This window comes from Pseudomonas costantinii (assembly GCF_001870435.1).
GTDB classification, from domain to species: Bacteria; Pseudomonadota; Gammaproteobacteria; order Pseudomonadales; family Pseudomonadaceae; genus Aquipseudomonas; species Aquipseudomonas costantinii.
Genome location: NZ_MDDR01000016.1, coordinates 199,706 through 225,540, shown reverse-complemented (window position 1 = coordinate 225,540; position 25,835 = coordinate 199,706). Strand labels below are relative to the sequence as shown.

25 protein-coding genes and 1 tRNA gene are annotated in these 25,835 nt (G+C 59.1%); 14 read left to right on the top strand and 12 right to left on the bottom strand.

What is annotated here, in order from left to right; translation table 11 throughout:
• Positions 1 to 53: 53 nt before the first annotated feature.
• The 5 genes from dapA (at position 54) to BFL40_RS09430 (ending at position 3,742) form a co-directional block, all read left to right on the top strand.
• On the top strand, positions 54 to 932 hold the full coding sequence (dapA, locus tag BFL40_RS09450) for a 4-hydroxy-tetrahydrodipicolinate synthase (protein WP_071483714.1): 879 nt from the start codon (positions 54 to 56) through the stop codon (positions 930 to 932).
• A 17-nt stretch (positions 933 to 949) separates the two neighbouring features.
• A complete protein-coding gene (gene bamC, locus BFL40_RS09445; RefSeq protein WP_071483713.1) occupies positions 950 to 2,065 on the top strand; it encodes an NlpB/DapX family lipoprotein in 1,116 nt (371 codons plus the stop codon).
• 4 nt (positions 2,066 to 2,069) lie between these two features.
• On the top strand, positions 2,070 to 2,828 hold the full coding sequence (locus BFL40_RS09440) for an MBL fold metallo-hydrolase (protein WP_071483712.1): 759 nt from the start codon (positions 2,070 to 2,072) through the stop codon (positions 2,826 to 2,828).
• Between the two features lie 27 nt (positions 2,829 to 2,855).
• Positions 2,856 to 3,569, top strand: a complete 714-nt coding sequence (purC, locus tag BFL40_RS09435; protein WP_071483711.1) for a phosphoribosylaminoimidazolesuccinocarboxamide synthase — start codon at positions 2,856 to 2,858, stop codon at positions 3,567 to 3,569.
• 83 nt (positions 3,570 to 3,652) lie between these two features.
• A tRNA-Ser gene (locus BFL40_RS09430) sits at positions 3,653 to 3,742 on the top strand.
• A gap of 269 nt (positions 3,743 to 4,011) precedes the next feature.
• Here BFL40_RS09430 and BFL40_RS09425 read toward each other — a convergent pair.
• From BFL40_RS09425 to BFL40_RS09390, 8 genes are all read right to left on the bottom strand, one after another.
• Positions 4,012 to 4,584: a TetR/AcrR family transcriptional regulator gene (locus BFL40_RS09425; protein ID WP_083374592.1), complete on the bottom strand. Its 573-nt coding sequence runs from the start codon at positions 4,582 to 4,584 to the stop codon at positions 4,012 to 4,014.
• Between the two features lie 108 nt (positions 4,585 to 4,692).
• On the bottom strand, positions 4,693 to 5,403 hold the full coding sequence (locus tag BFL40_RS09420; protein WP_071483709.1) for an SDR family oxidoreductase: 711 nt from the start codon (positions 5,401 to 5,403) through the stop codon (positions 4,693 to 4,695).
• The gene (locus tag BFL40_RS09415; protein ID WP_071483708.1) at positions 5,390 to 5,710 is read right to left on the bottom strand and encodes a Dabb family protein; all 321 of its coding nucleotides are present in this window, start codon (positions 5,708 to 5,710) and stop codon (positions 5,390 to 5,392) included. Before BFL40_RS09415 ends, BFL40_RS09420 begins: the two co-directional genes overlap by 14 nt.
• Complete coding sequence (locus BFL40_RS09410; RefSeq protein WP_071483707.1) at positions 5,703 to 6,575, bottom strand: sugar transporter; 873 nt, start codon at positions 6,573 to 6,575, stop codon at positions 5,703 to 5,705. The genes BFL40_RS09415 and BFL40_RS09410 overlap by 8 nt, the downstream gene beginning before the upstream one ends.
• Positions 6,576 to 6,585: 10 nt before the next feature.
• Entirely contained in the window at positions 6,586 to 8,307 is a 1,722-nt protein-coding gene (locus BFL40_RS09405) for a thiamine pyrophosphate-binding protein (RefSeq protein WP_071483706.1), read from the bottom strand.
• Positions 8,304 to 9,497, bottom strand: a complete 1,194-nt coding sequence (locus BFL40_RS09400) for an enolase C-terminal domain-like protein (protein ID WP_071483705.1) — start codon at positions 9,495 to 9,497, stop codon at positions 8,304 to 8,306. The genes BFL40_RS09405 and BFL40_RS09400 overlap by 4 nt, the downstream gene beginning before the upstream one ends.
• Entirely contained in the window at positions 9,484 to 10,362 is an 879-nt protein-coding gene (locus tag BFL40_RS09395; RefSeq protein WP_071483704.1) for an alpha/beta hydrolase, read from the bottom strand. The genes BFL40_RS09400 and BFL40_RS09395 overlap by 14 nt, the downstream gene beginning before the upstream one ends.
• A 15-nt stretch (positions 10,363 to 10,377) precedes the next feature.
• Positions 10,378 to 12,033 carry a GH3 family acyl-acid amido synthetase gene (locus tag BFL40_RS09390; RefSeq protein WP_071483703.1) on the bottom strand — a complete coding sequence of 552 codons (1,656 nt, stop codon included), beginning with the start codon at positions 12,031 to 12,033 and terminating at the stop codon, positions 10,378 to 10,380.
• A gap of 314 nt (positions 12,034 to 12,347) precedes the next feature.
• Here BFL40_RS09390 and BFL40_RS09385 point away from each other — a divergent pair, with 314 nt between their 5' ends.
• The 5 genes from BFL40_RS09385 (at position 12,348) to BFL40_RS09365 (ending at position 17,219) form a co-directional block, all read left to right on the top strand.
• On the top strand, positions 12,348 to 13,334 hold the full coding sequence (locus BFL40_RS09385; protein WP_071483702.1) for an aldo/keto reductase: 987 nt from the start codon (positions 12,348 to 12,350) through the stop codon (positions 13,332 to 13,334).
• 21 nt (positions 13,335 to 13,355) lie between these two features.
• Positions 13,356 to 14,513, top strand: a complete 1,158-nt coding sequence (locus BFL40_RS09380) for a hypothetical protein (RefSeq protein WP_071483701.1) — start codon at positions 13,356 to 13,358, stop codon at positions 14,511 to 14,513.
• A gap of 10 nt (positions 14,514 to 14,523) precedes the next feature.
• Positions 14,524 to 15,903 carry an MFS transporter gene (locus tag BFL40_RS09375; RefSeq protein WP_071483700.1) on the top strand — a complete coding sequence of 460 codons (1,380 nt, stop codon included), beginning with the start codon at positions 14,524 to 14,526 and terminating at the stop codon, positions 15,901 to 15,903.
• Between the two features lie 40 nt (positions 15,904 to 15,943).
• Positions 15,944 to 16,774, top strand: a complete 831-nt coding sequence (locus BFL40_RS09370; RefSeq protein WP_071483699.1) for a phytanoyl-CoA dioxygenase family protein — start codon at positions 15,944 to 15,946, stop codon at positions 16,772 to 16,774.
• 61 nt (positions 16,775 to 16,835) lie between these two features.
• The gene (locus BFL40_RS09365; protein ID WP_071483698.1) at positions 16,836 to 17,219 is read left to right on the top strand and encodes a 5-carboxymethyl-2-hydroxymuconate Delta-isomerase; all 384 of its coding nucleotides are present in this window, start codon (positions 16,836 to 16,838) and stop codon (positions 17,217 to 17,219) included.
• Positions 17,220 to 17,521: 302 nt separating this feature from the next.
• On the opposite strand, the gene BFL40_RS09360 is transcribed toward BFL40_RS09365, so the two are convergent.
• A complete protein-coding gene (locus tag BFL40_RS09360) occupies positions 17,522 to 18,748 on the bottom strand; it encodes an MFS transporter (protein WP_071483697.1) in 1,227 nt (408 codons plus the stop codon).
• 314 nt (positions 18,749 to 19,062) lie between these two features.
• Between BFL40_RS09360 and BFL40_RS09355 the strand changes: the two genes are divergently transcribed.
• Entirely contained in the window at positions 19,063 to 19,311 is a 249-nt protein-coding gene (locus BFL40_RS09355; protein WP_071483696.1) for a hypothetical protein, read from the top strand.
• A 237-nt stretch (positions 19,312 to 19,548) separates the two neighbouring features.
• Positions 19,549 to 20,100: a tetratricopeptide repeat protein gene (locus BFL40_RS09350; RefSeq protein ID WP_174555584.1), complete on the top strand. Its 552-nt coding sequence runs from the start codon at positions 19,549 to 19,551 to the stop codon at positions 20,098 to 20,100.
• 99 nt (positions 20,101 to 20,199) lie between these two features.
• Here the strand turns inward: BFL40_RS09350 and BFL40_RS09345 are convergent, their stop codons facing one another.
• The 3 genes from BFL40_RS09345 to BFL40_RS09335 all read right to left on the bottom strand — a co-directional run bounded on the left by BFL40_RS09345 (position 20,200) and on the right by BFL40_RS09335 (position 23,127).
• Positions 20,200 to 21,225 carry an AraC family transcriptional regulator gene (locus tag BFL40_RS09345; protein ID WP_071483695.1) on the bottom strand — a complete coding sequence of 342 codons (1,026 nt, stop codon included), beginning with the start codon at positions 21,223 to 21,225 and terminating at the stop codon, positions 20,200 to 20,202.
• A gap of 26 nt (positions 21,226 to 21,251) precedes the next feature.
• The gene (locus tag BFL40_RS09340; protein WP_071483694.1) at positions 21,252 to 22,073 is read right to left on the bottom strand and encodes an SDR family NAD(P)-dependent oxidoreductase; all 822 of its coding nucleotides are present in this window, start codon (positions 22,071 to 22,073) and stop codon (positions 21,252 to 21,254) included.
• A gap of 112 nt (positions 22,074 to 22,185) precedes the next feature.
• Complete coding sequence (locus BFL40_RS09335; RefSeq protein WP_071483693.1) at positions 22,186 to 23,127, bottom strand: LysR family transcriptional regulator; 942 nt, start codon at positions 23,125 to 23,127, stop codon at positions 22,186 to 22,188.
• Positions 23,128 to 23,284: 157 nt separating this feature from the next.
• Between BFL40_RS09335 and BFL40_RS09330 the strand changes: the two genes are divergently transcribed.
• Together BFL40_RS09330 and BFL40_RS09325 are read left to right on the top strand one after the other, a co-directional pair.
• The gene (locus tag BFL40_RS09330) at positions 23,285 to 24,604 is read left to right on the top strand and encodes an MFS transporter (RefSeq protein ID WP_071483692.1); all 1,320 of its coding nucleotides are present in this window, start codon (positions 23,285 to 23,287) and stop codon (positions 24,602 to 24,604) included.
• Entirely contained in the window at positions 24,604 to 25,833 is a 1,230-nt protein-coding gene (locus BFL40_RS09325; protein ID WP_071483691.1) for a Zn-dependent hydrolase, read from the top strand. The genes BFL40_RS09330 and BFL40_RS09325 overlap by 1 nt, the downstream gene beginning before the upstream one ends.
• The last annotated feature ends 2 nt before the right edge of the window (positions 25,834 to 25,835 follow it).

Sequence of the window (25,835 nt, the reverse complement as noted above, 5' to 3'; positions counted from 1 at the left end):
GCATCTTGGCGCCAGTACCATTACGGCTCTCTTTTTCCGGCAGGAGCGGTTGCATGATTGCGGGCAGTATGGTGGCACTGGTCACACCCATGGATGCACAAGGTCATCTCGACTGGGATAGCCTGGGCAAACTGGTGGACTTCCACCTGCAAGAGGGCACCAACGCCATTGTGGCGGTCGGCACCACAGGTGAGTCGGCCACCCTTGATGTGGAAGAACACATCCAGGTGATCGAGTTCGTGGTCAAGCGCGTTGCGGGCCGTATTGCCGTGATCGCCGGTACGGGCGCCAACTCGACGCGCGAAGCGATCGAGCTGACCAAAAACGCCAAGAAAGCCGGCGCCGATGCCTGCCTGTTGGTGACCCCGTACTACAACAAGCCGACCCAGGAAGGCCTGTACCAGCATTTCCGCACCATCGCCGAAGCCGTTGATATCCCGCAGATCCTCTACAACGTACCCGGCCGCACTGCTTGCGACATGCAAGCCGCGACGGTGATCCGCCTGTCCACCGTGCCGAACATCATCGGTATCAAGGAAGCCACCGGCGACCTGCAGCGCGCCAAGGACATCCTGGCCGGCGTGAGCAGCGATTTCCTGGTGTATTCCGGTGACGACGCCACGGCTGTCGAATTGATCCTGCTGGGTGGTAAAGGCAACATCTCCGTGACCGCCAACGTCGCACCGCGTGCCATGAGCGAGATGTGCGCAGCCGCCATCGCCGGTGACGCCGTGACCGCGCGAGCGATCCACGAAAAGCTGATGCCGCTCAACAAGACACTGTTTATCGAATCCAACCCTATTCCCGTGAAATGGGCGCTGTTTGAAATGGGCCTGATGCCGGACGGTATTCGTCTGCCGCTCACCCGGCTCAGCGAAGCCTGTCACGAACCGCTGCGACAGGCCCTGCGCCAGTCCGGCGTCCTGGTTTAATTGAGGAAGCATTACGCATGAAGCGATTGGCCGGACTTTCCGCACTTGCCTTGATTATCTCCAGCACCAGTGGCTGCGGTTGGATTTGGGGCCCGGAAGGCTACTTCCGTGACCGCGGCAGCGATTACCTGGAAGCACAAGCAACCAAACCGATGCAATTGCCACCGGACGTCAATGTCGCCAAGCGCCTTGACCCGTTGCTACCGATCCCGCGCAACGTTGCCGACGACACTGCCAAGGGGGAGTTCGTGGTGCCACGTCCGCAGCCGGTCTCGGCGGTGGCGGATGCCAGCGACTACAGCCTGCAGAAGAGCGGCGACAACCGTTGGATCGTGGCTCGACGCCCACCTGCTGAAGTCTGGCCGGTGGCAGTGCAGTTCTTCCAGGACAACGGTTTCCGCCTTGACCAGCAACGCCCGCAGACCGGTGAGTTCACCACTGCATGGCAGCACGGCAGTGAACTGTCCGCGAGCATGGCCAAGCGCCTGCAGGCCGGTGGTGTAGCGGCCGACAGCGAAGCTCGAGTGCGTGTACGCATCGAGCCAGGCGTGCAGCGCAATACCAGTGAAGTCTACGTGGTCAGCGCCGAGCGTCCTGCCGGCAGCACCGCCAACGTCGACTTCACCCCACGCTCGGTCAACACCGGTGTGGACGCTGCGCTGGTCGACGAAATGCTGGCCAGCATGAGCCGTATCTCCGAGAAGGGCGGTTCCGTTTCCCTGCTCGCCGCACGTGATTACGACACGCCTAACCGCGTCAGCCTCACCGAAGACGGCAGCGGCAACGTGGTGCTGAACCTGGGTGAAGACCTCGACCGCGCCTGGGCCAGTGTTGGCCGCGCGTTGGAGCAAGGCCCTTGGCGCGTTGAAGACATCAACCGCAGCCTGGGTCTGTACTACATCAACGTGGCTGAAAAGGCCGAGAAGAAAGACGACGAGCCAGGTTTCTTCGGCAAATTGTTCGGCAGCAAGCCGACCAAGGAAGAGATCGAAACCCGCGCCGAGCGTTATCAGGTTCGTTTGAGCAAGGTTGGCGAAAGCGTACAAGTCACCGTCGAGAAGAACATCAACACCGTTGCGCCAGCTGAAACAGCGCGCAAAGTGTTGGGCGTGATTCAGGACAACCTGGGCTGATCGGATGCGTTTTGCCGTTCTCGGCAGCGGTAGCCAAGGGAACGGCACGCTGGTCGCCCATGACGACACGTACGTGCTGGTGGATTGTGGTTTCTCCTTGCGGGAAACCGAGCGGCGCCTGCTGCGATTGGGGGTTCACCCCTCGCAGCTGAGCGCGATTCTGGTGACCCACGAACATGCCGATCACGTGCATGGCGTGGGTTTGCTGTCTCGGCGCTACAATCTGCCGGTGTACTTGAGTCGCGGCACTCTGCGCGGGATGCGCAAACCCATTGAACCCGCAGGTTTCCTGGCCGGTGGTGAGCAACTGCAAATCGGTGCCTTGAGCATTGATGTGATTGCCGTAGCGCACGACGCCCAGGAACCCACGCAGTACGTATTCAGTGGCGGGGAGCGGCGTTTCGGTGTGCTCACCGACCTGGGCTCCTACTGCTCCAAGGTGTTGGACGGTTACCGTGACCTCGATGCATTGATGATCGAGTCCAACCACTGTCGAGACCTGCTGGCGCGTGGTCATTACCCGTACTTTCTCAAGCAACGGGTAGGCGGCGAGCTGGGACATTTGAACAACCACCAGGCGGCGTACCTGGTGTATGAGTTGGGCTGGCAAGACCTGCAACACCTGGTCCTGGCCCACCTGAGCAGCAAGAACAACCTGCCGGCGCTTGCCCGGCAATGTTTTGTCGACACCCTTGGGTGCGACCCGGACTGGCTGCAACTGGCCGATCAAGATTCAGGGCTCGACTGGCGACACATCGCCTAGCCCACCATTTAGCAAGCGGAGCCCATCATGGAAAAACGTGAAGAACTCTACCGCGGCAAAGCCAAGTCGGTGTACAAGACCGACGACGCCAACCGCCTGATCCTGCTGTTTCGCAACGACACCTCGGCGTTCGACGGCAAACGCATCGAACAACTTGATCGCAAAGGCATGGTGAACAACAAGTTCAACGCCTTCATCATGCAGAAACTCGAAGCGGCCGGCATTCCGACTCAATTCGACAAGCTGCTGGGCGACAACGAGTGCCTGGTCAAGAAACTGGACATGATCCCGGTCGAATGCGTCGTGCGTAACTACGCAGCCGGCAGCCTGGTCAAGCGTCTGGGCGTGGAAGAGGGCCTCAAGCTCAACCCTTACACCTTCGAGCTGTTCCTGAAGGACGACGCCAAGGGTGACCCGTTCATCAACGAATCCCACGTTGTGGCGTTCGGTTGGGGCACCGCTGAGCAACTGGCCCGCATGAAGGAGTTGTCCCTCAAGGTCAACGACGTGCTGAGCAAGCTGTTCGACGATGCCGGCCTCTTGCTGGTGGACTTCAAGCTGGAATTCGGCGTGTTCCACGACGGCTCCATTGTCCTGGGCGACGAGTTCAGCCCGGACGGCTGCCGTCTGTGGGACAAGGCTACCAAGAAGAAGATGGACAAAGACCGCTTCCGCCAGGGCCTCGGTGACGTTATCGAAGCCTACGAAGAAGTCGCCAACCGTCTGGGCGTACCGCTTTAATCGACGCAAGCATCTGATAGCACGGAAAAAAATCGCTTTTTGGGTTTGCTTTCGCGATACACACTGTTATGATGCGCGCCGTTGGAGAGATGCCAGAGTGGCCGAATGGGACGGATTCGAAATCCGTTGTACCTTCACCGGTACCTAGGGTTCGAATCCCTATCTCTCCGCCATTATTGAATAAGACTAAGCCCCTGTAATTGTTAGAGATTACAGGGGCTTTTTCGTTTCTGAGTTTTAGTTTAGGGAAAATCTAAGGCATATTTTCTGCGCTACGGACCGTTTTAGGCTGAGTCTTGGATGGAATGCTGCGAGAAATTACACTCTGCCCTGCCACCCGTATCCACTCGATCAGCCTGCTTAGCTGCGCGGATTTAGTGATTGGAGGTCAGCATGGAGGGGCGTGTACGCGACTCAGACGTCCAGTACACAGGTAAAGCGTTTAACGGATTTGCTTGCCTATATTAAATCGAAGCAACATTAACGCAGCATCACATGCATCCCCTGCAAAGTGACTTTCGCCAAAAGCCTGTGCACTCACCGTAGCCCCATCGAGCAACATCATGATGTAGGTCGCGAGGGTCTTGGCGGTCTCCTGGGTGTGGTGCCGGGCAATCTCTTCTTCTACAAGCCCGTGCAGCTTGCGCTTGTAATCGAGGGCAATCTCACGGATGTCTGAGTGTTCCGGAAACTCAGCGACGGCTCGACCGAATAGGCAGCCTGCGAAGCTCTTCGAGCAGAACCACTGCCCACGCCAATCGAAGATCGAAATGATCTTTTCATCCAGACTGGGCATTTCGTCCATGCGCTGCTTCAGTTGCTCGATCAGATGATCGGAGCGCTGCCTCAGGACTGTTTTTACCAAGTCTTCTTTACCGTTGAAGTTACGGTACATCGTCATCCTGGCTACACCCGAGGCTTCGATGATCCAGTCAACGCCCACAGGGTGAAAGCCATACTGGGAAAACAGGCTGGTAGCAGTGTCGACGACATGCTGCTTCTTCGATACTGACAACTCAGAACTCCAGATTTTAGAATTGGTAATGGGCGAAAACCGTAACATTTTGATATAGACCAGTCTATCTCAGTATCGGGTCGATTTTTTGCGCTGATGTGGTAACCCCTACGTGAACGTGACGGTATCTCCACCATCTACGGTCAGTACTGTTCCGCTGATCATCGAGTTGGTTGCCAGCAGCAGGGCGGCCGACGCGATGTCTTCAGGCCGTGCGATGCGCTTGACGGGGAGCGATTCGCTGCGTTGGCGCATTTTTTGTACCAGTGCTTCGGGATGCATGCCGGTGTCGACAAAGCCAGGCGACAGGACATTGACCCGCACCGGTGACAGTTCGCTGGCCAGTCCGCGTGCCAAGCCTTCGACACAGGCGTTGACCGCGCTGATCAAGGCCGTCTGCGGGCCGGCGCGCTGGGCAAACCGTCCCGAGATCAGGGTCAGTGAGCCTTGGGCGTCGAACGATGCGAGCCGGGCAATGTGGTAGGCCGCCCAAAACTTGCTGTCGAAGATGCGCTGCGCATCTTTCAGGGAAACGCTGCGCAGCGGGCCGAACGTCAGTGATGCTGCGGTGACGACGATGTGGTTCCAGCGGGTGGGGTGGGCGAAAAAACGCTCCAGCTCTGCCGGTTGGGTGACGTCCAGTGGCACGGTGGCGACGTTCGGGCCGATGTCCTGCGCCGCCTGGCTGAGGCGTGCCGCGCTGCGTCCGGCGAGGGTGACTGTTGCACCCTGTTGGTGAAACAGCCTGGCAATCGCAAAACCAATACCGGCGGAGCCGCCGATAACCAGGACCTGGGTGGTGGGCTCAAGCGTAGGCATGGCGATCTTCCTCCTGTGGCAGCGGGGTGGTGAACGGGTAATCGAAAATCAGCATCTGGCACAGCGCGCGCAACCTGGGACGGAACCCGGCATGCAGCGGGTGTTCGCGCCAGCCTGGAAGCACCGACTCATCGGTAAATGTCAGGATGAAGCCTAAGTCATAGCCCAGCGAACGGTCGCCACTGTCGGCAATCACCTCCACCGAGACCAGGCCGGGCACGCGACCGGGAAAGCCGTGCAGTTCCTGCAGCAGCCGCGATACGGCTGCGGCGTCGGGGCTTTTCAGCAAAACGATGCGCTTATACATGGACGTTCTCCCATTCAATCAGGTTGCTCAGGCGCGGGCCGCTGTCGAAATCGCACACCACAGTGTCGCCGTGGCTGAGGTGAATGCCGGCGTCGGCACTGTTGCGATCGGCGCCCAAATAGAGGTAGATCAGTGTGCCGGGCAGCCGCAACGAAGGGTGTTGCCACAGGGTGTCAAAGAGGTCGCCGGCGTCATAGCACAGGCAGGAAAGGCCGGTGTTGAAACCCTGTTCCCAGTGAAGGTCGCCCGCTCGGTAGATGGACGTCCTGCCTTGTATCAGGTCGGGCAGGGGCTGCCAGTAAAGTAGGTGGGAGATGGCACTGGGCTGCAACTTGGCGTAGGCCAGGTAGTTGCGCTTGGATTTGGCGAGGGCAATATCGGTAAGGTCGTTGCCGAGCGTATAGCCCAGATAGTCTGGCCGGCCGTTCTCGGTCACCAGAAACAGCGCCACCACTTCCGCTTCTTCACACGCCGACAGCGCGCCGTGACTCATGCGCAGTACGTCACCACTGCGTTTGAGGGTGTCGGCAAATCCCTTGATAAAAAATGCCGGTCGCTCGTCGTGTTCCGGCGGTATCGCGACTTTGCTCTTATGGGTCAGGCCGAAGCCGCATACCACGCCTTGACGCGGGTCCGGGGGCTGCAAGCAGGGCAGCAGCTCAAAGCCTGCAAGGTCGGTTACGGCCAATGGCGTGGGGATATGCTCGCGCAGGTATTCCAGGGGGCCCTCGGGGTACTCACCCGCCGCTGTCTCGCGCAGCAGTGCGTACAAGCTGGACACCGGATAGAGCGTGTACTGCCCGGCGACGCTGGGGCTGGTCACATAGCGCTGGCCGTCCCGCTCGCATTCGAAAATGATCGACATTGGAAAGCTCCTAGAGAGTCTTGATTTCAAGCAGGGCGGGCTTGCCATGGGTTTCCATGTAGGCCAGGCAGTCCGTGATTTTTTCCTGGATCGCCGCTGGGGTATCGGCGCTGCCGGGGCTATAGAGGTCAAAGGTTTTTGCCAGGGCGACGAAGTCCACCTCGTTGTCATGGAAGCTGGTACCCAGGTTGGACAGGTCGCTTGGCCGCTGGCGCAGGTCGGCAATCCGTTCGGCGTGCTGCTTGGAATTGAGATAAAGCCGGTTATTGATCACCAGCACCAGCAAGGGAATGTCGTAGGCCGACAGGGTCCAAAGAGCGCTCGGGGTATAGAGCAGGTCGCCATCCGATTGCAGGTTGACGCACAATCGGCCTGTGCCTTTATGGGCAACAGCCGCGCCGATGGCCGCTCCCAGGCCATAACCGAGCCCGGCGCCGCCGCTCATGCCGATATAGGCCTCGCTGCGCTCGATAGGCCAGAGTTGGCGTACCAAGGTGTCGATTGTCACGCTGCCGGTGTTGGTCAGCACCCAGCGTTGGTGCCCGATGGCTTCATGAATGGCGATCAGCGCCTGGGCGATGGTCAAGCCGTCGGCAGGTTGTGTGACCTGCGTCAGCAGTGCCTGGCGACGTGCTTGTTTGTAGGCGGTGATGCGTTCGATGCGTGCGTCGACTTGGGCTTGCGCCGGGCGGTGGCGCAATTCGGCGGAAGCCTCCACCGCCTGGGCGATACGCTTGATGGAGGCCACGACGTTAGCGTGCAGCGCCAAGTCAGCGCACACCAGTTTCTGGCTGTCGGCGACCCAGCTACTGATCAGCAGTGAGTGGGTGCCCAGGGTCGCGATGTAGAGATCTGGGTGGGGCTGCTGTCCGGAGTTGGCGAGCAGTCCATAAAGGTCCTGGACTTCCAGGGCCAACAGAAAGTCGCATTCGCCCAGAAGGTGCGCATCGTGGTCCTGAAATACCAGGGAGTGGGTATTGGGCACGTTGTAGCGGCCATTGCGTGAAATCACTGCCGCACCTGCGAGGGTGGCGATGCCCAGCAGTTGCTCGGCCTGTTCGTCGTTCAGTGCGGCATAGTCGACGGCGATGACCGGGTGTTGCGCCGCCATCAGGCGGGTCACCAGCTCGGCCAATTGCGAGTCGTCCAGCGCTGGCAGGCGTTCCGGTCGCACCGGCCCACTCGGCAGGGAGAGCCCGTCGGCCAGTGACTCCTCTTGTACGGCGCTGTCGATGGCGATGTAACAAGGGGCGTGAGGCTCAGCCGCACAGAGTTTCAGCGCGCGTTGCACGGACTCCAGGGTGGCGGCCTGGGAAATTGGCATATCCGTCCATTTGGTATAGCCGGACAGCAACTTGTCGATGCCCTGGGATGTATGGATCCAGTCGATCCAAGGGCGGCGCAGCGCCGCATCGATGGGGCCGTTGCCGCCCAATACCAGCAATGGCACCCGGTCGCACCAGGCGTTGAAGATGGCCATGCTCGCGTGCTGCAAACCGATATTGGCATGCACCAGCACGGCCATGTGTTTGCCGCTGGCCTTGTAATAACCGTGGGCCATGGCCACGGAAATTTCCTCATGGCAGCACATCAGGATGGCCGGCACTGCGGGGTCTGGGTGGTGCACTAGCGAGTCATGAATGCCGCGGAATGAAGCGCCGGGGTTGAAGCAGACGTACTCGATGCCTTGGTTGATTAGAAGGTCGACAAGCAAATCGGAAAAATACTTCATTGCACACGCTCCATGTGAAGGGGCTTGTTGGGTAGGTGGCCTGCATCGATTGCACATCGATAGGTCGAGACGTGGGACGTCAGCTGGCAGCCAAGGCCTGGATGTGTCGGGACTGGCAAGTCAATGGCGTTGTGCAGTCGATCAATTGCCGGCATCGGCTCAAGCATGTTGCTGTCGAAAAAGTGGTCGTGCTGCCCGGCCTCCACACCCATGAAACCGTCATACATTGACAGCAGCGCACGGTGCGCCGCGATCAGTGGGCCGACTTCGGCAACCTGTACGCCCAGATAAGCGGGCAGACCCCAGCGGCGGCATTGCTCGATCATTTTGGTGGTGGTGAGCAACCCTCCGCATTTGGCGATGCGCAGGTTCACTGCATCCAGCGCCTGGTGTTGCCAGGCCTGCTCCAGGCTGGCCGGCGAGGTGACCGATTCATCAAGCATGATCGCCACGCCATGCTCAAGACGGGCTTGGCGGTAATCCTCCAGGCTGCCCCGGGGCAAGGGCTCCTCGAACAACGCGACGTCCAGTTCGCGAAACTTCCGGGCGCTGGTGTGGAGTTGATCGGGCGACCAGCTCATGTTCGGGTCCACATACAGCGCCAGGTTCGGTGCCAACGCCCTGATGGCTTCCAGGCGTTGCTGATTGGCGTGCGGCTCGCCAGCCAGCTTGAGCTTGAGCGAGATCAACGGTTTGCGTTGTTCGAGAAACGCCTGCACCGGTTGCGACAGGTCGAGCACCTGGGTGATGTTGACCTGGGCGGGCAGGGTGCGGCTCGCCGTCGCGGCTGACTCGGTAATGCGCAGCAGGTAGTCGGACAACGGCAGGCCGGCCTGCTGGGCCAGCGTATCCAGCACCGCCATCTCCACCAGGCAACGGGTATTGTTGCCCACGTCCTGCTCGGACAGCGACGGCAGGCCATGCTCATAGAGTGCACGACCACGGTCGACAGGATCGCCACTGGCCAGTGCGTGTGCCAGGTGGGCGAAGTCTATGTTGCGCAGCTCTGTCAGCACCGATTCGCAGTCTTCGGCGGTCACGTAGCGGCGCGGCGCGCATTCACCGATGCCGGTAAAGGTGTCGCGCGTCCAACTGAGCACCACACTGTCTGACGTTTGTCGTCGGTGGGCGCCGTGAACGAACGGGTTGGCCATGGGCTGGCGCACGAGGTAGACCTCAGGCTGCGTCATAGGCGTAGCGTCCGTTGGCTTTGACGAAGTCCGCAGTGAACTGCACAACCTGGCCCATCGCAGGCGTGAAGAACAGGTAGTGCTTTTCCTGATTCACCAGTAGGGTCGAGCCGTTGCGACACAAGCGCTGGAAGTGACCCACGGTAGCGCTTACATCCACCAGCGGGTCTTTGTCGGCACAGATAAACAGGCTGGGCGCGTCTATGGTCAGGGCGTCGGCTGCCAGGTAGACCCTTTCCAGCTCCAGCAGTTTTTTGCGCTCACCGTGCTGCAGGTGTGTGCTGGCCAGCGCGTCGTTGCGGATAAATTCCGCCAGATGGGCGTTGGCCGTGAAATCGTCGGCGTTGAGCCCTGGATCCCAAAGACTTTGCCTGTCGTCCAGCACTATGTTCGCGCGCTCCTGCTCACTGAGCCGGTCGTGCATCTTGCCCAGCCACGCCGAGCAGATGACCAGATTGTCATAGGCCAGTTGGCCCTGGGGCCAACTGGCAATGGCCGCCAGCACCGAGCCGCCCAGGCAGTGTCCGAACAGGCAGAGTGGAGCGTCGTCGGGCACTTCACGGCGAATGTGATCAATGGCCGCCGCGGCATCGTCGTGCAGCGTGCGAACGTCCGGGAACCCATGCTTCTGGCCGCTGCTGATGCCGCATCCTTCACGATCCAAGGCGTAAAAAGCGATGCCCAGGTTAGCGAAGGCATTGCCCACCGACCACAACCAACCGGCGTGGCTCTGCAGTCCATGAAAATACAAAATGGCGCCTCGCGGGCGCTGTGGGCGCCAGGCATGCAAGGCCATTCGCCGGTCGGCCTGAGCCAAATAATGAACCTCACGGGCGATGCTGTGCTGAAGCAAGTGCATATTCATGAGTGCCTCTCAAGGTCAGAATTGCTGGATGCCCAGCAGGGACAGGTCCGGCTGAAATGGCTTGTATTTGATCTGAAGGGTTTTCCTGGCGGCTTTCTGCTGCTCGATGGCCAGCGAGATCGCGTTGCCAGGTACAGTGATGACCTTGATTTGCCCCAGGCGCTTGCTGGTGCGTTTGGACTCGTACTCGATATTGATCGTCTGGAGGTGCCCATCGAGTAATTGGCTGAGGGTCTCCGACTCACCGCACGGCGCGCCTCCCGCTTCTATAGCGACGGCGTAGTAAGGCGTTTCGTGCCAGACCGGAGCGCACAGATACAGCCCTGCATTGGGGATGCCGCACATTTGCACTGCTTCGTGCAGTTGGGTCTCGGTGATCTTTTCGCCGGTGAACGAATGCATGACACCGTTGCGTCGGCTGAAGCTGATGCGTGGCACTCCATGGTAGTAGCCATGCACGCGGTAGATATCGCCGGTATACATGCGAACCATGCCATTGCCTTGCCACATGATCAGGTGGTACTCGTCGCCGTCCTTGAGCTGGTCCATTGCAACGGTTTCCGGCTGCACCCGGTCGCGCACCAGTGCATCCATGTCTACTGACGCGGGGATGAATTCGAAGAAGGCCTGATCCACTGCCAGCGGCTGGCTGTCCTGATCATCGTCCACCGGCAGGGTCACCACGCCTTCGGTACCGCACGACATGAAGGGCAGCACCTTTGCCGACCCCATGATGCGGTCCAATTGAGGTTTGTAGAGCTTGGCCGACGCGGCCGTCCAGCAACTGAAGCGCTCCAGCCCTGGCCATACATCTGTCAGCGAAACACCGTCAGAAGCTAACACTGCTTCGAGTCGGCGAGCGGCAGCAGGATCGGCCCCGCGCAAGTTGACGCCTGTATAGGCGCCATCATGTAGATCGCGTAGCAGGCGTTCGCGGTTTTCCAGCAGGCAATGGTGCAAGGAGAGCAGGGTGCTGGGGTTGATGGCGGTCAGCAGCCTTACATCTTCGCCCAGCGTCCATAAGAGCCGGGCATACATCTTCTGCTCATGGCTGGCATCCAGAGTTGGGGTGAACCAGGGGGCTTCATACCAGGGGGGGTTCCAGTCGCCACTGCCGACTTGGGGGTGGCGGTTGCTGATCGCTTGATAGGGCAGCCCCTCAACGTACTCGTTACTCGGATCGCGCACGGTCTGGGTGTCCAGCGTGGCCCAGGGGTTGGCGTGCAGTGCGGGGTAATCATGGCCGAAGAACCCCCACATCGCCTGGATGGCGGGGACCCGGTATTGGCGGATCCAGTGCAACGTGTAAGGAATACGCTTGGACTGCCCCGTTGTGCCGCTGGTCTTGAGCCAGCGCACCACGGGGCTGCAACTGAGTATCCCGCCTTTTTGCTGGCCTTCACGCACCAGGATTTCCCTGAACCCCTCATAGGTCATCACCGGGATGTTAGTGCGGGTGATCCTGCCTTTGCAGTGGCTGACCTGAAAGCCATTTTCCTTCCAGAACAGAGACTTATGGCACACATGAATGATGTCCTCCAGCACTTGTTCCTGCGTCCGAAGGGGGTTGTCGAGGCTTTCCAAATAGTTAGCTTGCGCTTGGGCGCATTCCGCTTTGAAGGTCGGCACCCTGCGCTGCCAATGGCCGATCCAAGAGTCCATCTTGCCCATGCGTTCGTCCTCGATCTCGGGGAAGTAAAAAGAGACTGATATGTCTCTTTTTAAGGTGTTTATCTTTTCGAAATTTGTGTGTCAAGGTGTTTCTAGTTATTGCGTTCAATCATTTTGTTTGGTTGGGCAAGGATTAAAGTCCTAAAAATTTGTCATTAAGTTATTGTTTTATAAGGTTTTTATAAGGTTTTGTTTGATTCAAAACGGCTTATAGCAGCAAAAAATAAAACAAAATATTTTGAAACATTGATTGACGGCGGAACGATAATTTGAAAAAGATGTAGAACGATCAGTATCACAAGGAGGGCGATTCCATGGTTTCCAGGATCACGTTGGGTACTCAAGGGCTGCGCGTAGGCCGCATCGGGCTGGGTTGCATGGGAATGAGCCAGTGGTATGGCGCAACGGATGACGCCGAATCGGTGCGTACCCTGCATCGAGCGTTGGAGCTAGGCGTGAATTTCTTCGACTCGGCCGAGGCGTATGGGCCGTATACCAATGAGCGGCTTTTGCAGCGCGCTTTTGCCGGGCGACGCGAAGAGGTGGTGATCGCCACTAAATTCGGCTTTCGCATCATCGATGGCCAGATCGTCGGGGTCGACAGCTCCGAAACCAATCTGCAGAAAGTCGTCGAAGCATCACTCAAGCGTTTGGGTACGGACTATATCGATGTGCTGTATCAACACCGACTCGATCCCTCAATTCCCATCGAAGAGGTAGTGGGCGCGATGGGGCGCCTGGTCGAGCAGGGCAAAGTGAAATACCTGGGTCTTTGCGAGGTGGGCACACGCACCATCGGGCGTGCCCATGCAACCCACCCGATTTCCGTGATCCAGGGTGAGTACTCGTTATGGGAGCGCAACGTCGAGCAAGAGATCCTGCCGCTGCTGCATAGCCTGGGCATCGGCTACGTCGCGTTCTGCCCTTTGGGCCGTGGGTTCCTGACCGGCAAGGCAGCCAGTGCCACCCACTATGACGCCAATGACTTCCGTCAACAGGACCCGCGTTTTCGAGAGGAGAACTTTGCCGCGAATACCTTTCTGACTGAATCGATCCTCGCGCTGGCAGCTTCGTGGTCGATGACCCCCGCGCAACTGGCACTGGCTTGGCTGCTGACGCGCAGCCCGCACTTGGCAGTGATCCCCGGGACCAAGCGCATCGCCTACTTGGAAGAAAACGTGGCCGCCGACGACTGCACGCTCAATAACGAGCAAGCGCAGGCGATCGAGGCGCTGCTCGGTCAGTGGGCTGTCGCCGGTGAGCGGTATGAGCAGCGAATGATGCAGTTCATCGACCGCTAGGCAAGGCCAGGGAGGCAGGACATGCAATCGCACCGCTTGCTGGACGAAACCGAACAGCGCTTCCACCAGAATTTCCTGGACTGTAACGGCAACACGCAAGTGACCACGTTGCTGACGGTGCCTGGGTGTGTCAGCCCTTTGCGAGCGTGCAAGGCATTCGGGCAGTTGGTTGCCGACTATTCGTTCTTGCGACAGAAGATCGTCCCTGTCGGCACCGGCGAATATGGGTTTGTACCGGTGGAAGAGCGTGTGCAGTCGGCGGACTGCATAGCGCCAGCGTCGTTGCATGTCGATGCGTTGCTCAAGCTTGAGCTGAACCGATTGTTAGGGGACCAGGAGGGCTGGCGTGCGTTGATCGTTGCCGATGCTGAAATCAACCAGACGCATATTCTGCTGACGCGCAACCACGCGATTTCCGACGGCTACAGCACCGCCAGGCTGGTCGACAGTCTGGCTGGTTATCTTGGCGAGAACCCTTCTGGTCCCGATAGTCGCGCGTCGCGTGCGTTCCATATCCGCTTGGCGTATTGGGACGCGTCCCCCGTAGACACAGGCAAAGCCAGTTACGCCGATTTTGTCAGGTTGCAGGTCAGCGGCCAGGCGGCGCAACGCATCGATCAGTTGCGTACAGCGTCGAGGTTTACCACCAACACGATTTGGGGTGGGGTCTTGGCTTATAGCTATCTCCTGCATGCCGGTGTGTCGGCGTTCGACTTATTCACGGCCTATTCGCTGCGTGAGTCGGGCAGTCACTGCTTGCCGCTGACCAAGGCGTGTCTGATCGAAGTGCGCAGGGCCACCTTGAATGGACAGGATCCTGACCTGCTGGGGTGTATCGAGCGTTATGCGCAGGTGGTGGCCGAGGACAAGGCGCGGCTGGGCGTACGTGAAGCCAATCTTGCCGACGACACTCCGCGGCCTGCATTGGCCTTTACCAACACAGGGCAGTTGGATCGTTTCCTGACTCAGCCCGCGCCGGTGGTCCTCGGCTTTTCAACACTGGTCAACCGTTCCGGCGGCAACTACGACTTCGTCCTGCACCTTGGTCGGTTCAATGGCGCCTGGCACGCGGCGCTGGCCTTCAGTTCGCTGAAAGTCGAGCGGGCGACGGCCCTGGCGTTCAAGGCGCAGATCGAGGCGGTGCTTGAGGCTCTGCCCGTTGTGTTCAACATCCCATGAGGAATTTGTAATGGATACTTTCAGCAATAAGAAACTGACGCTGCTCGCCACCTGCCTTGGTTTCGTGGTGGTGTTGCTCGATGTGAGCGTGGTCAATGTCGCGCTCGAAAGCTTCAAGGCCGAGTTCGCCACCGACATCCTGCAACTGCAGTGGATCGTCAACGCCTACACCCTGCTGTTTGCCTCGTTCCTACTCACCGGTGGTGCGCTGGGTGATCGGTTCGGCCACAAGAAGATTTTTCTGTGGGGGTATGCGGTATTCACTCTGGCTTCCCTCGGTTGCGGCCTGGCGGACACCTTGCCCTTGCTGATCGGCTTTCGGGCACTGCAAGGTATCGGCGCCGCACTGTTGGTGCCGACTTCTCTGGCGCTGGTGCGCATTACTTTCGAAGTGCCTGCCGAGCGCAGCAAGGCAATTGCTCTGTGGGCGGGTGTGGCGGGTATCGCACTGGCAGCCGGTCCAGTGGTTGGCGGGTTGCTGATTGGTATCTTTGGCTGGCGCAGCATCTTTTTCATCAACCTGCCCATTGGCCTGATCGGGATTGTGCTGTGTCTGGCCAATGCACCAAAAATTCCGGCTAACCACAACGGCGGTTTCGACTTGTGGGGTCAGTTGCTGGCGTTGTTTACCTTGGCCAACCTGACCTATGCGGTTATCGAGTTAGGCCGCGCCAGCGGCGTTGACCTGCGTGTCGCAGTGCACGTGGCGTGCTTTGTCGGCGGGCTACTCGGGTTTCTATGGGTCGAATCCCGCACTGCACGGCCGATGGTGCCGCTCTCTGTGTTCAACAATGCCGCATTCAGCCTGGCCTCGATACTGGGTGTGATCGTGAACTTTGTGTTCTACGGGCTGATCTTCGTATTCAGTATCTTTTTGCAGCAGGTCAATCACTACACCGTCGTCAACACCGGTTTGGCTTTTATCCCGATGACTGGAGTGCTGTTTTTCGGCAATCAACTGGCTGCCCGCTGGTTGCCCACATTGGGCGAGCGGCGTTTGCTGGCGTTAGGGCTGGCCATCGCATTGCTGGGCGTCATTGCGTTGGCACCGTTCGTGGGGGGCGCGCCCTACAGCAATATAGCCGTACAAATGTTTGTAATCGGCTTCGGTATATCTCTGACCGTTCCCACATTGACCACCACCGCGGTCAACCACGTTAGTAGCGATAAATCCGGGGTCGCCTCGGCCATCGTCAATGCTTCGCGCCAGGTTGGCGGGCTGGTCGGGGTGGCAATTTTCAGCCTGTTGATCAACGTGACCGATGCTGCCCAATTCGGTCACGGGTTCGCCCAAGTTATCGTCTTGTCCTCGCTGTTGTTAGCAGTGGGCTGGGCGTTGACGCTCCTGTTGCTGCGCAAGCAACCCTTGGCCGCGCAATCGGCCACCTGAAGCAGTGCTCAATAAACCCTGGAAACAATGGAGATTGAACATGCAAGCAGTCATGAAGACCGAGGCAAATGCCGGCTACGCGCCGCGCCAGCTGGATGCACAGCAAATCCTGGATTATCGGGCCAACGGCTGGATGAAGCTGGAAAGTGTGATCAATGCTGAAACGGTGCAGATGCTCCTCAACGAGGCCAAGACGCGGATGGGCGAGGTCGCGCGTACGGTAGATCGCAATGATCCAGGCAAGCAGATCGAGAATGCCTACCGTTGGTATGCGCGCTGGGATGAGGTTTCCAACACCTGCCCGCAAATCAAGGCGCTCAGCCATTCGCCCCAACTCGCGAGCATCGCTTCGCAACTGGTGGGTGAGGAAGTGCGTTTCTATTCCGACCATGTGTTCGCCAAGAATCCTGAAGCCGAGGCCGGTGGTGATACCCCCTGGCACCAAGATTTTCCCCACCACCCACTGGATCGGCAAGGCGCGTTGAATATCTGGATCGCATTGGTCGATCTGACGCCGGAGATGGGCACTATGCAGTTTCTTAGCCGCAGCCATCGGGCGGGTATGCTGGGGCGCTATTTTAATCGACGCGACAACGTGACCCTGCTCGACGAACATCCATGGGTGCTGGATGAGTTCGAGATGTCGCCGCCGACTTCACTCAAGGCCGGTGATGCCACCGTGCATGATATGAACGTCATTCATGCAGCGCCCGCCAACAGCTCCAATACGCCACGCTGGGTTTATTCGACGTTGTGGTTGCCTGTTTCGGCGCGCTATACGGGGGCCTCGAATCATCGTACCGATCCGCTTGGGTTAACGCTCGACATGCCAATGGAGCACCCCAAGTTCCCCATTATCTCAACCCGTTGATCGGCCCGTCCTCCGGCCGGCGTTTGCCGGTCGGCGTTCGATTACTCTAAGGGAGCTGAACATGCCACATGTTTATCTTGAGTACACTGCTGGGGTGGGTGACAACGTTGATTTCAAGGACGCCTGCCAGCGACTTCATCAAGCACTTGTCGAGGTGTCCGGATTGCGACTGGATTTGGTCAAGACTCGGCTCGTTCGTTATGAGGACTATTTCGTTGGCAGTTGTGACGAGCGCCAGCAATTCATCCACCTGAACGTATCTACGGTGACCGGAAAGGCGGGTGATGATGAGAAACGACACGCGATCAGCAGTGCCCTGCTCGATGTCATGGTCGAGATCTTCGAGTCGGTGATGCTGCAACAAAAAGTTGATCTCTCTGTGCAGGTCACCGAGGTCCCCGCTAGTGGGTACGTACGCAGGCGATCGACGGCCTTGACTCCGTGATGCACTTCATCGTCCGGGGCTTAAAAGCTGCTCCAGTTGGGATGCGCGGACACTTTTTGAGGCGTGGATGAAAGCAGGGGTGAGCCACCGCCATCTGTTGCGCTTCGGTCATTGTGGGTTTTCTAATTACTTTATTTCTGCGACAACCTGGATCGTCGTAAATGAAAGCCTAAGCATTCCATTAGAGACTGTTTGAATGTACTTTTTCGGCAGATAAACCAGGCCAATGACGAGCTGTATCTGAAACTGAAAAAGCCTGCCGAGCTCAATGCTCAGCAGGCTTTTTAGCAGGTACTGTCTGGTCAGGCGGGTTGCGCCACCAAGCTATTACTGACCTTACGCCCCAGCACAAGCACCGTAACAAAACCGCAGCCCACCAGAACCGTGGCCAGGCTCAACAGGACCGAACTGCCCATTTGGTCGACGATCCGCCCGCCGAAGAACGAGCCCAGCGCAATAATCACCTGGAACAACGCGACGAACAGCGGCATGCCGCGTTCAACATCCTTGGGCGCTACCACAAACATCCAAATGCTCGCGCAGGCCGGGAAGGCGCCGAAGGCAAAGCCCCAGAGTGCGATCAGCATCGTTGCGCCGGTCAGGCCGGTGGCGAAGTAGGGGAACAGGGCGGTGCTGGTGCCGATCATCAGCGCGACCAGCAGCAGGGTATAACGCACGCTGCGGTTGGCGGCGAAACCGGCGAAAACGTTACCTGCGACCCCCGCCACGCCAAACATCAGCAGCAGTGAGCCAATCGTCGGGCCGTCGAAGCCGGAGCTGTTTTTGAAGAACGGTGCAACATAGGTGTACGCGGCAAAGTGCGCCAGGCCGATCAGCAATACAGCGATTAACCCGACCCGAGCGCGTGGGTTGATAAACAAGGCCGGCAGGTCTCTGACGAGAATGGCTTTTTCCGGTTTAAGCGTTGGCAGCAGCAAGACCTGAGCTATTAGCACGGGTATGCCCACCAGCGCGGTGACCAGGAAGGTCATGCGCCAGCCCATCAGGCCACTGAGCCAGGTGCCGACGGGCACGCCCAGCACGGTGGCCAGGGTCACCCCCATCATGATGATCGAGGTGGCCTTCGCTACGCCTACGCCCTTGGGCGCCAGGCGGCCGCTGAGGGCGATGGCCGTCGCCCAGAAGCCGCCGATACTGATGCCCAGTAGCACGCGGCCGAACAACAGCAGGCTGAAGTCGCTGGCATAGGCCACGACCATGTTGGCGATGATCATGATCAGTGTCAGGCCGATCAGCAGATAGCGACGGTCCATGGCGCCAATGATGATCGACAGCAAGGGGGCGGCGAGGGCGGCCATGATGCCGGGCAGGGTCACCATCAGACCGGCGTGGCCGGCACTGATGCCCAGGTCGCTGGCGACGTCGTTGAGCACGCCCACCGGCAGAAATTCGCTGGTCACCAAGGCGAAGGCACCCACGGCGACCGAGAGAATCGCCAGCCACTGCTGTTTGACACTCTGTTGATTATGTTCGGGGAGGCCGCGAGGGACCTGGCTGGCACTTGGCATGGTGTTGGGTTCCAGGGTGAACGTCGCCTGAAGCCAGGCGAGGGGGAGGGAATTTGGAGGCGATTATAGGAATCAGTGTTGAAAATCGAGCAGGCGCTCGTTTCGATAGTAATCATCAGTGCAATCGATGTGACGCTCTAGGTCAACTGGCCTGGGGCGTCGCGGTGTTCTGGTGCGCACTATGCGACAGATGCACCTTTCGCACCTACTTCCCAGCCGTTGCCTACAGGCAGCGCGTTGCGATACCCCCAACAACTCATTACTTTGTGGTTGCGCACGAGATCGTGCGCGTCCAACTGCAAAGGAATTGCATCATGAGCAAGAACACGAAAAAAACCTCCGGCAAGATCGCAGCGTTGGCGGCGCAAACGCTCAATAATCCAACGTCCTCAGCCGTTGCCAAAAGCCTCGCTGCTTCGGCGCTGGCCCAGAAAGGCACCGACAAGCAGACGAGTGCAGAGATGGAGGAGAAAGCTGGAAAGGTGTTGGGCAGCGATAAATACAGCGAGGAGACGAAAGCCCTTGCCGCCTCGGTTCTTTCCCAAGCCAACAAAGAGCGTTGAAGCTGAGTGGACCAGCCTTAGATAGAAGAATCCCCGTAGCCGAACAGGCCACGGGGCTTTTTCGTTTCCGAGTGTTCACCTCACAGACCACCCAGGAAACGCCTATGAGCAACCCCACCGTCGGCGGCAATCGCCCAAAGTCCGACAGTCAGCTGGCGCTTAAACTACTGGCGAAAATGGTGCATGGTTGCCTATACCTGTTGCTGTATCTCCCTATCATTACGGAGCATCACAACCATGAAGCACCACCACGAACACGCCGTGAGTTACCGCGCCGGCCTCATTTTCGGCGCTTGCCTGGCTGCCGCGTTGCTCACCGGCCAAGCCCGCGCCTCCGGTGACGAATCCGAACCGGCCAAGCCCAATTGCCCTAAAGGCCAGGTCTGGGACGCCAAGACCGGCAAGTGCGTACTGCAAACCAGCAACGCCACGTCAGACGCCGACCGTACCGATTACGCCTACCGCTTGGCCAAAGACGGGCGCTACGAAGAGGCCCTGGCCTTGCTCGACACCCTGCAAAATCCGAACACTGCCAAAGCCCTCAACTATCGCGGCTATGCCACCCGAAAACTGGGCCGCACCGATGAAGGCATCAGTTATTACCTGAAGTCGGTCGCGCTGGATCCCAACTACGCCCAAGTTCGTGAGTACCTGGGCGAGGCTTATGTGATCAAAGGTCGAGTCGACTTGGCGCAGGAGCAATTGGTGAAAATCAAAGCCTTGTGCGGCACCACCTGCGAGGAGTACGAAGACCTGTCTGAAGCCATCGCCGCCGCGCCACAGGCTTGAACAGATAGGGGCAGTCAGGCTGATGCTGATAGGTTGAAAACCTTTCGAGGATTTGCAGATCATGGCCAACAGCGTCGAGAGGATATTGTCGGTCTGAGCTCAGTGGGTAGAGGCCGTCTGCGCTGCCCGCCAGCGCGCCGGTGTGGTGCCTTCCCAAGTGCGAAATGCGCGATAAAACGAATTGGTATCTTCGTAGCCGAGCAAACACGCGATCTCGTCTATCTCGATTGAAGACTCAGTCAGCAGATGGCGTACCATCTCCTGACGCGTCTCCAGCATTAGGAGGCGAAAGCTGCTGCCTTCCTCGGTAATGCGCCGCTGCAACGTGCGCTCGCTCATGCCCATTTCCTGTGCAACCTCGACCATCTCGGGTCGACCGCTGGCGAGGATACGCTTGAGGGTGCTTTTCACCTGATGGCTGATTGTGGGCGACGCAGCCGCTTCGGCCAATGCCGCTATCAGGGACGGGTTCAATATTTCGAGTAGCTCGGGATTGTGACCTGGGAAGGGCCGGTTTAAATCTGCTGCATCAAATATCAAGGCATTACGCTCAGTGCCGAAGCGTACAGGGCAGCCGAAAAAGTCGGCCAATACGGTGTTATCGCTCTGCGGGCGGGTTAATTCGACACGGCGAGGCATGATGCGCACGCCTGAGCCACGTCGACCCAGCTCAACGAACGTGGCAAATGTTGCGTCGATCAATAACGCGGGTGGGTGCTGCTGGGTGCGCAGCCAATCGATGGTGACGGTGCAGGTGTTGCGTTCCTCAGTCACCCGCACACGCTCGGGCGTACACAGTTGTTTGAAGCGGGCGAGGCGATGCAAACCATCCCTGAAGTCGCGAGCAATAAACGCTGCAAAACTGGAAGGCGGTAGTGACACGCTATCCAGCTGGGTGACCAGCAGGACACCGGCAGCTGGATCAGGATTCAGCACGCCTACAGCTTCCCACAGGCGGAAGAATTCCTCGGTACTGACTTGGCGGCGATCTCGGCGCTCGTGAAGGTTGAGCGTCACGGGTAGCCGTGCCTGACGCAACACCGTCGACGGTTCCAGCCCGATGGTTTTCAGGGCCTGCCAAAAAACGTCCGGGATGTTGAAACGGGGTTGGCGCGCGTCAGACATGGACCACCTTTTTTCAATCGGTCAAATTAATCAGAGGCTGACACGCTGAGGTCATGCCATTTTTCGTCGGAGGTAGCCAGATCCGCCGCCGCCCGTGCTGCGTATTGCACGGCGTCACTGCCGATCAGCAGGCGAAGGGGCGCATCCTTGCTCAGGGCCAGCTCAAGCACGATCTCGGCAACGCGTGTCGGGCCGGTCGGCAGAATGCCCGGGGAGTTGAGCAGCTCAACCAATGCCCCGACGGTTTGCTGGTAGGGTTCGCTGATCGGCGGAATCGTCATGGAAGTGCCCGACCAATCAGTCCTCATGCCGCCAGGCTCCAGCACCGTCACTTGGATTCCCAATGGCGTCACTTCTTGCGCCAGCACCGTCGAAAAGCCACCGACTGCCCATTTTGCACTCTGGTAAGCCGCCAGGCCTGCCATGCCGATGCGCCCACCCAAGGACGATACCTGAAAGATATGCCCGCTGCCTTGGGCGCGCAGAACCGGTATCACGGCCTTGCTGACGTGCACTACACCATAGAAGTTGGTGTCGATTTGCGCCGAAAAATCCTCCAGGGTGACGTCCTCTACGGAAGCCAGATCACCATAACCCGCGTTGTTGACCACGACATCCAGTCGGCCAAAATGCGTCACCGCAGCGTCGACAACCCGCAGGACCTGGCTGTTGTCGGTGACGTCCAGCTGTAGCGGGTAGACCGCATCACCGTACTCGGCGACCAGATCATCCAACTGGCGAGGATTGCGCGCAGTGGCAACCACATGATCCCCGGCACGCAAGGCCGCCTCAGTGATGGCGCGGCCAAGGCCGCGGGAGCTGCCGGTGATAAACCAGATCTTGGACATGTGAACACCTCTTCGTGTGGGACGGCTGAAGCAGCCAGTGAGTGAAGAGTGATCGATGGGCGTTGTTCCTACACTAGCAAGAGGGTGCCAAGTGACTTGCAAAGTACGCCAATTATTGGCGAGCCAGTCGAGCCGAAAGACTATCGATAAATACGGTTTCTGCTCGACTCATCTTCTGCTCCCGATTCCACAGCAGATGAATATCCACATCGGTAATCCCTTCATCCGGCGGCAAGCGCCATAGCAACCCGTTCTTTACGTCCTCAGCCACCACATGGATCGGCAGGCAGCCCAAGCCAAACCCGGCGATCACCAAGCGCCGCACCTCTTCCAGGCTGGAGGAGGACGCCACGATCCGCCCGCTGAACCCCTGCTGATCGCGAAAAATCGTCAACGGCGACAGCATCCCGCCGATCTGGTCGCTGGTGAAACTCACGAAGTTTTCCGACTGCAAATCCCCCTCAGCCAAGCCACTGCGCCCAAACAGAGGGTGGTGCCGGCCACAAAAAAACGCATAACGCTGGCGCAGAAACAGGTGCTGTTCCAGGCGGGGTTGTGGCCGGCGATTGAGGCTCAGGCCCAGGGTTGCGGTTTTTTCCAGGAGGGCGGCGACGATGTCCGAGCTGCGCATCACCTCTACCTCAAGATCGACTCGGGGATGCTCGCGATGAAAGTCGGCAAGGAAGTCGTCGAAGGTGTCCGAGTTGATGCGGCTGATCATCAGCAAGCGCACTTTGCCGATCACCTCATCACCGGGCTTTTGCAGGGCGTTGCTCATCTGCGACACCTGGCCGTACATCTCGCCGGCGATGGCGAAGATCTGTTCGCCGGCTTCGGTCAGCACGAATCGCGGGCCACGGCGGGCGATAAGTTGGCAGTCGAGTTGTTCTTCCAGGCGTTTGAGGGCCTGGCTGATGGCCGGTTGAGTCAGGTGCAGGCGGGCGGCGGCGCGGCTGATGCTCAGTTCCTGGCCGATCACGCGGAAGGTGCGCAGCAGATTCCAGTCCAGGCGATCGTTAAGCAGTGGGTGAATATCGCGGCGAGTTTCAGACATGGCGCGGCTCAATAATAAGCAGAATTAATAATTGGAATAATAAATAGAAAATTGACTAATCATAGCCTCGAGACGATAAATCACCCTTAACAAGCGCCATCAGAGCGCAGCTCGTTGTTCCTCTCCTGCCAAAAAAATAACCAAAGGAGCCAGCCCCATGAAGCCTTCCGCTTCGCCGCAGCCTCGCCGTGCTGCGGCCGCCGCTTTTATCGGCACCATGATTGAGTGGTACGACTTTTACATCTACGCCACCGCCGCCGCGCTGGTATTTGGCCAACTGTTTTTCCCCTCCGAAGATAAGCTATTCAGCACCATGGCCGCGTTCGGCACCTTTGCCGTGGGCTTCTTTGCGCGGCCGTTGGGCGGCATTGTGTTTGGGCACATCGGCGACCGGATCGGGCGCAAGAAATCCCTGGTGATCACCCTGGTGATGATGGGCGTGGTCACCGTGTGCATCGGCCTGTTACCGACCTATGCACAGATCGGCGTTTTGGCGCCGGTCCTGCTGGTTCTATTGCGCGTGGTGCAGGGTATTGCCGTCGGTGGCGAGTGGGGCGGGGCAGTACTGATGGCGGGCGAACACGCGCCGAAGGGACGGCGTAATTTCTTTGCATCCTTCGCTCAGTTGGGCAGCCCAGCGGGTTTGATCCTGTCACTGCTGGCGTTCAGCGCGGTCACTCGTATGCCGGAAGAAGACCTGCTGAGCTGGGGTTGGCGCCTGCCGTTCCTGGCCAGTGCCTTGCTGTTGATCGTCGGCTTGGCCATTCGCCTGGGCGTGAACGAATCGCCTGAATTTCTTGAAGACAAAGCCCTTGCGGAAAAGGCGCGCGCCATCAAGAAAGACCAGGCACCAGTGATCGAAGTGCTGAGAACCGCCTGGCGCCCGCTGTTGCTGTGTATCGGCGCCAACACCCTGGGCATCGCCGGTGTGTATTTCACCAACACCTTCATGATTGCCTACAGCACTCAGCAATTGGGCCTACCACGCTCGCTGATTCTTGAGTGCCTGTTCTTCGTCGCCATCATCCAATTCTGCGTTCAGCCCCTGGCGGCTTGGGTGGCCGAGAAGGTCGGTGCCACACGTTTCCTGTGCGCCATGACGGTGCTGGCAATGGCCTCGCCTTATCCGATGTTCGTGCTGGTCAGCAGCGGGCAGGCACCGTTAATCATTCTCGGAATCGCCTTGGCAGTGGTGTGCATGGCCTCGTTTTATGCCGTGATAGCCGGTTTTGTCAGCGGCCTGTTTGAAACCCGCGTGCGCTACACCGCGATCTCTCTGGCCTACCAGGTCTGTGGCGCGCTGGCCGGTGGCCTGACACCTTTGATCGGCACCTGGCTGGCCCATGAATACCAAGGCCAATGGTGGCCGATGGCAGTGTTTTACAGCCTGATCGCGGCGGTCTCGCTGGTGTGCGTATTGGCGTTGTCACGCCGCCACGCCGCTGCCCACCGCCTTGAAATGATGGAGATTGCGTAATGTTGAAGATTAATGGTGAACGCCTGTGGGCCAGTTTGATGGCCATGGCCGAGGTTGGTGCCACCGTGCGCGGCGGCAGTTGCCGCCTGGCCTTGAGTGCCGAAGACAAGGCGGGTCGCGAGCTGTTCAGCCATTGGTGTAAAGCGGCCGACTTGACCCTGAGCGTGGATGCCATCGGCAATCTGTTTGCCCGTCGCGCCGGTACCGATAGCGACGCCGCCCCAGTGATGATGGGCAGCCACCTCGACACTCAACCGGAAGGCGGGCGTTTCGATGGTGTCTATGGTGTGCTGGCTGGCTTGGAAGTCATCCGCAGCCTCAACGACCACGGCATTCAGACCCGAAAGCCGCTGGAGATTGCAGTGTGGACCAACGAGGAGGGCGCCCGTTTCACCCCCGCCATGCTTGGCTCGGCGGTGTTCACCGGCACCTTGGCCCTGGACAAGGCCTTGGCCACAGCCGATGCCGACGGCATCAGCGTAGCCGAGGCGTTGCGCACCACCGGCTACACCGGCGAGCGCCCATTGGGGGGCGCGGTGGACGCGTACTTCGAAGCGCATATCGAGCAAGGCCCGATCCTGGAAGACAATGCCAAGAGCATCGGCGTGGTGACCGGCGGTCAGGCAATTCGCTGGCTCGACGTGCGTGTCGAAGGCATGGCCGCGCATGCCGGTACCACGCCGATGCCGCTGCGTAAGGACGCACTGTATGGCGCCGCCCAAATGATCCAGGCCCTGGAAAATCTTGCAGCTGATTTTGCGCCTGAAGGCCTGACGACGGTGGGCGAGTTGAGCATTGCCAAGTCCTCGCGCAACACCATTCCCGGTTTGCTGAACTTCACCGTTGACCTGCGCCATCACCGTGACGCCGATATTGAAGCCATGGAGCAACACGTACGGGCACGCTTGCAGGCCATCGCTGAAAAGCGCGGCCTGACTGTCACCATCAGCCCTCACTGGGTCAGCCCGGCCACGCCATTCGATGCCGACTGCGTCGCCTGCGTGCAAGCGTCGGTAGATGCCTTGGGCTACAGCCAGCAACGCATCGTCAGTGGCGCTGGTCACGATGCCATCCACTTGGCGCGGTACTGCCCGACCGCAATGGTCTTCATCCCTTGCGTCGGCGGCCTCAGCCATAACGAGGCCGAAGACGTGCTGCCTGAGGATGTGCGTCAGGGTACTGATGTATTGCTCAACGCCGTGTTGAAACGCGCCGGCCACGTTCAGTAAGG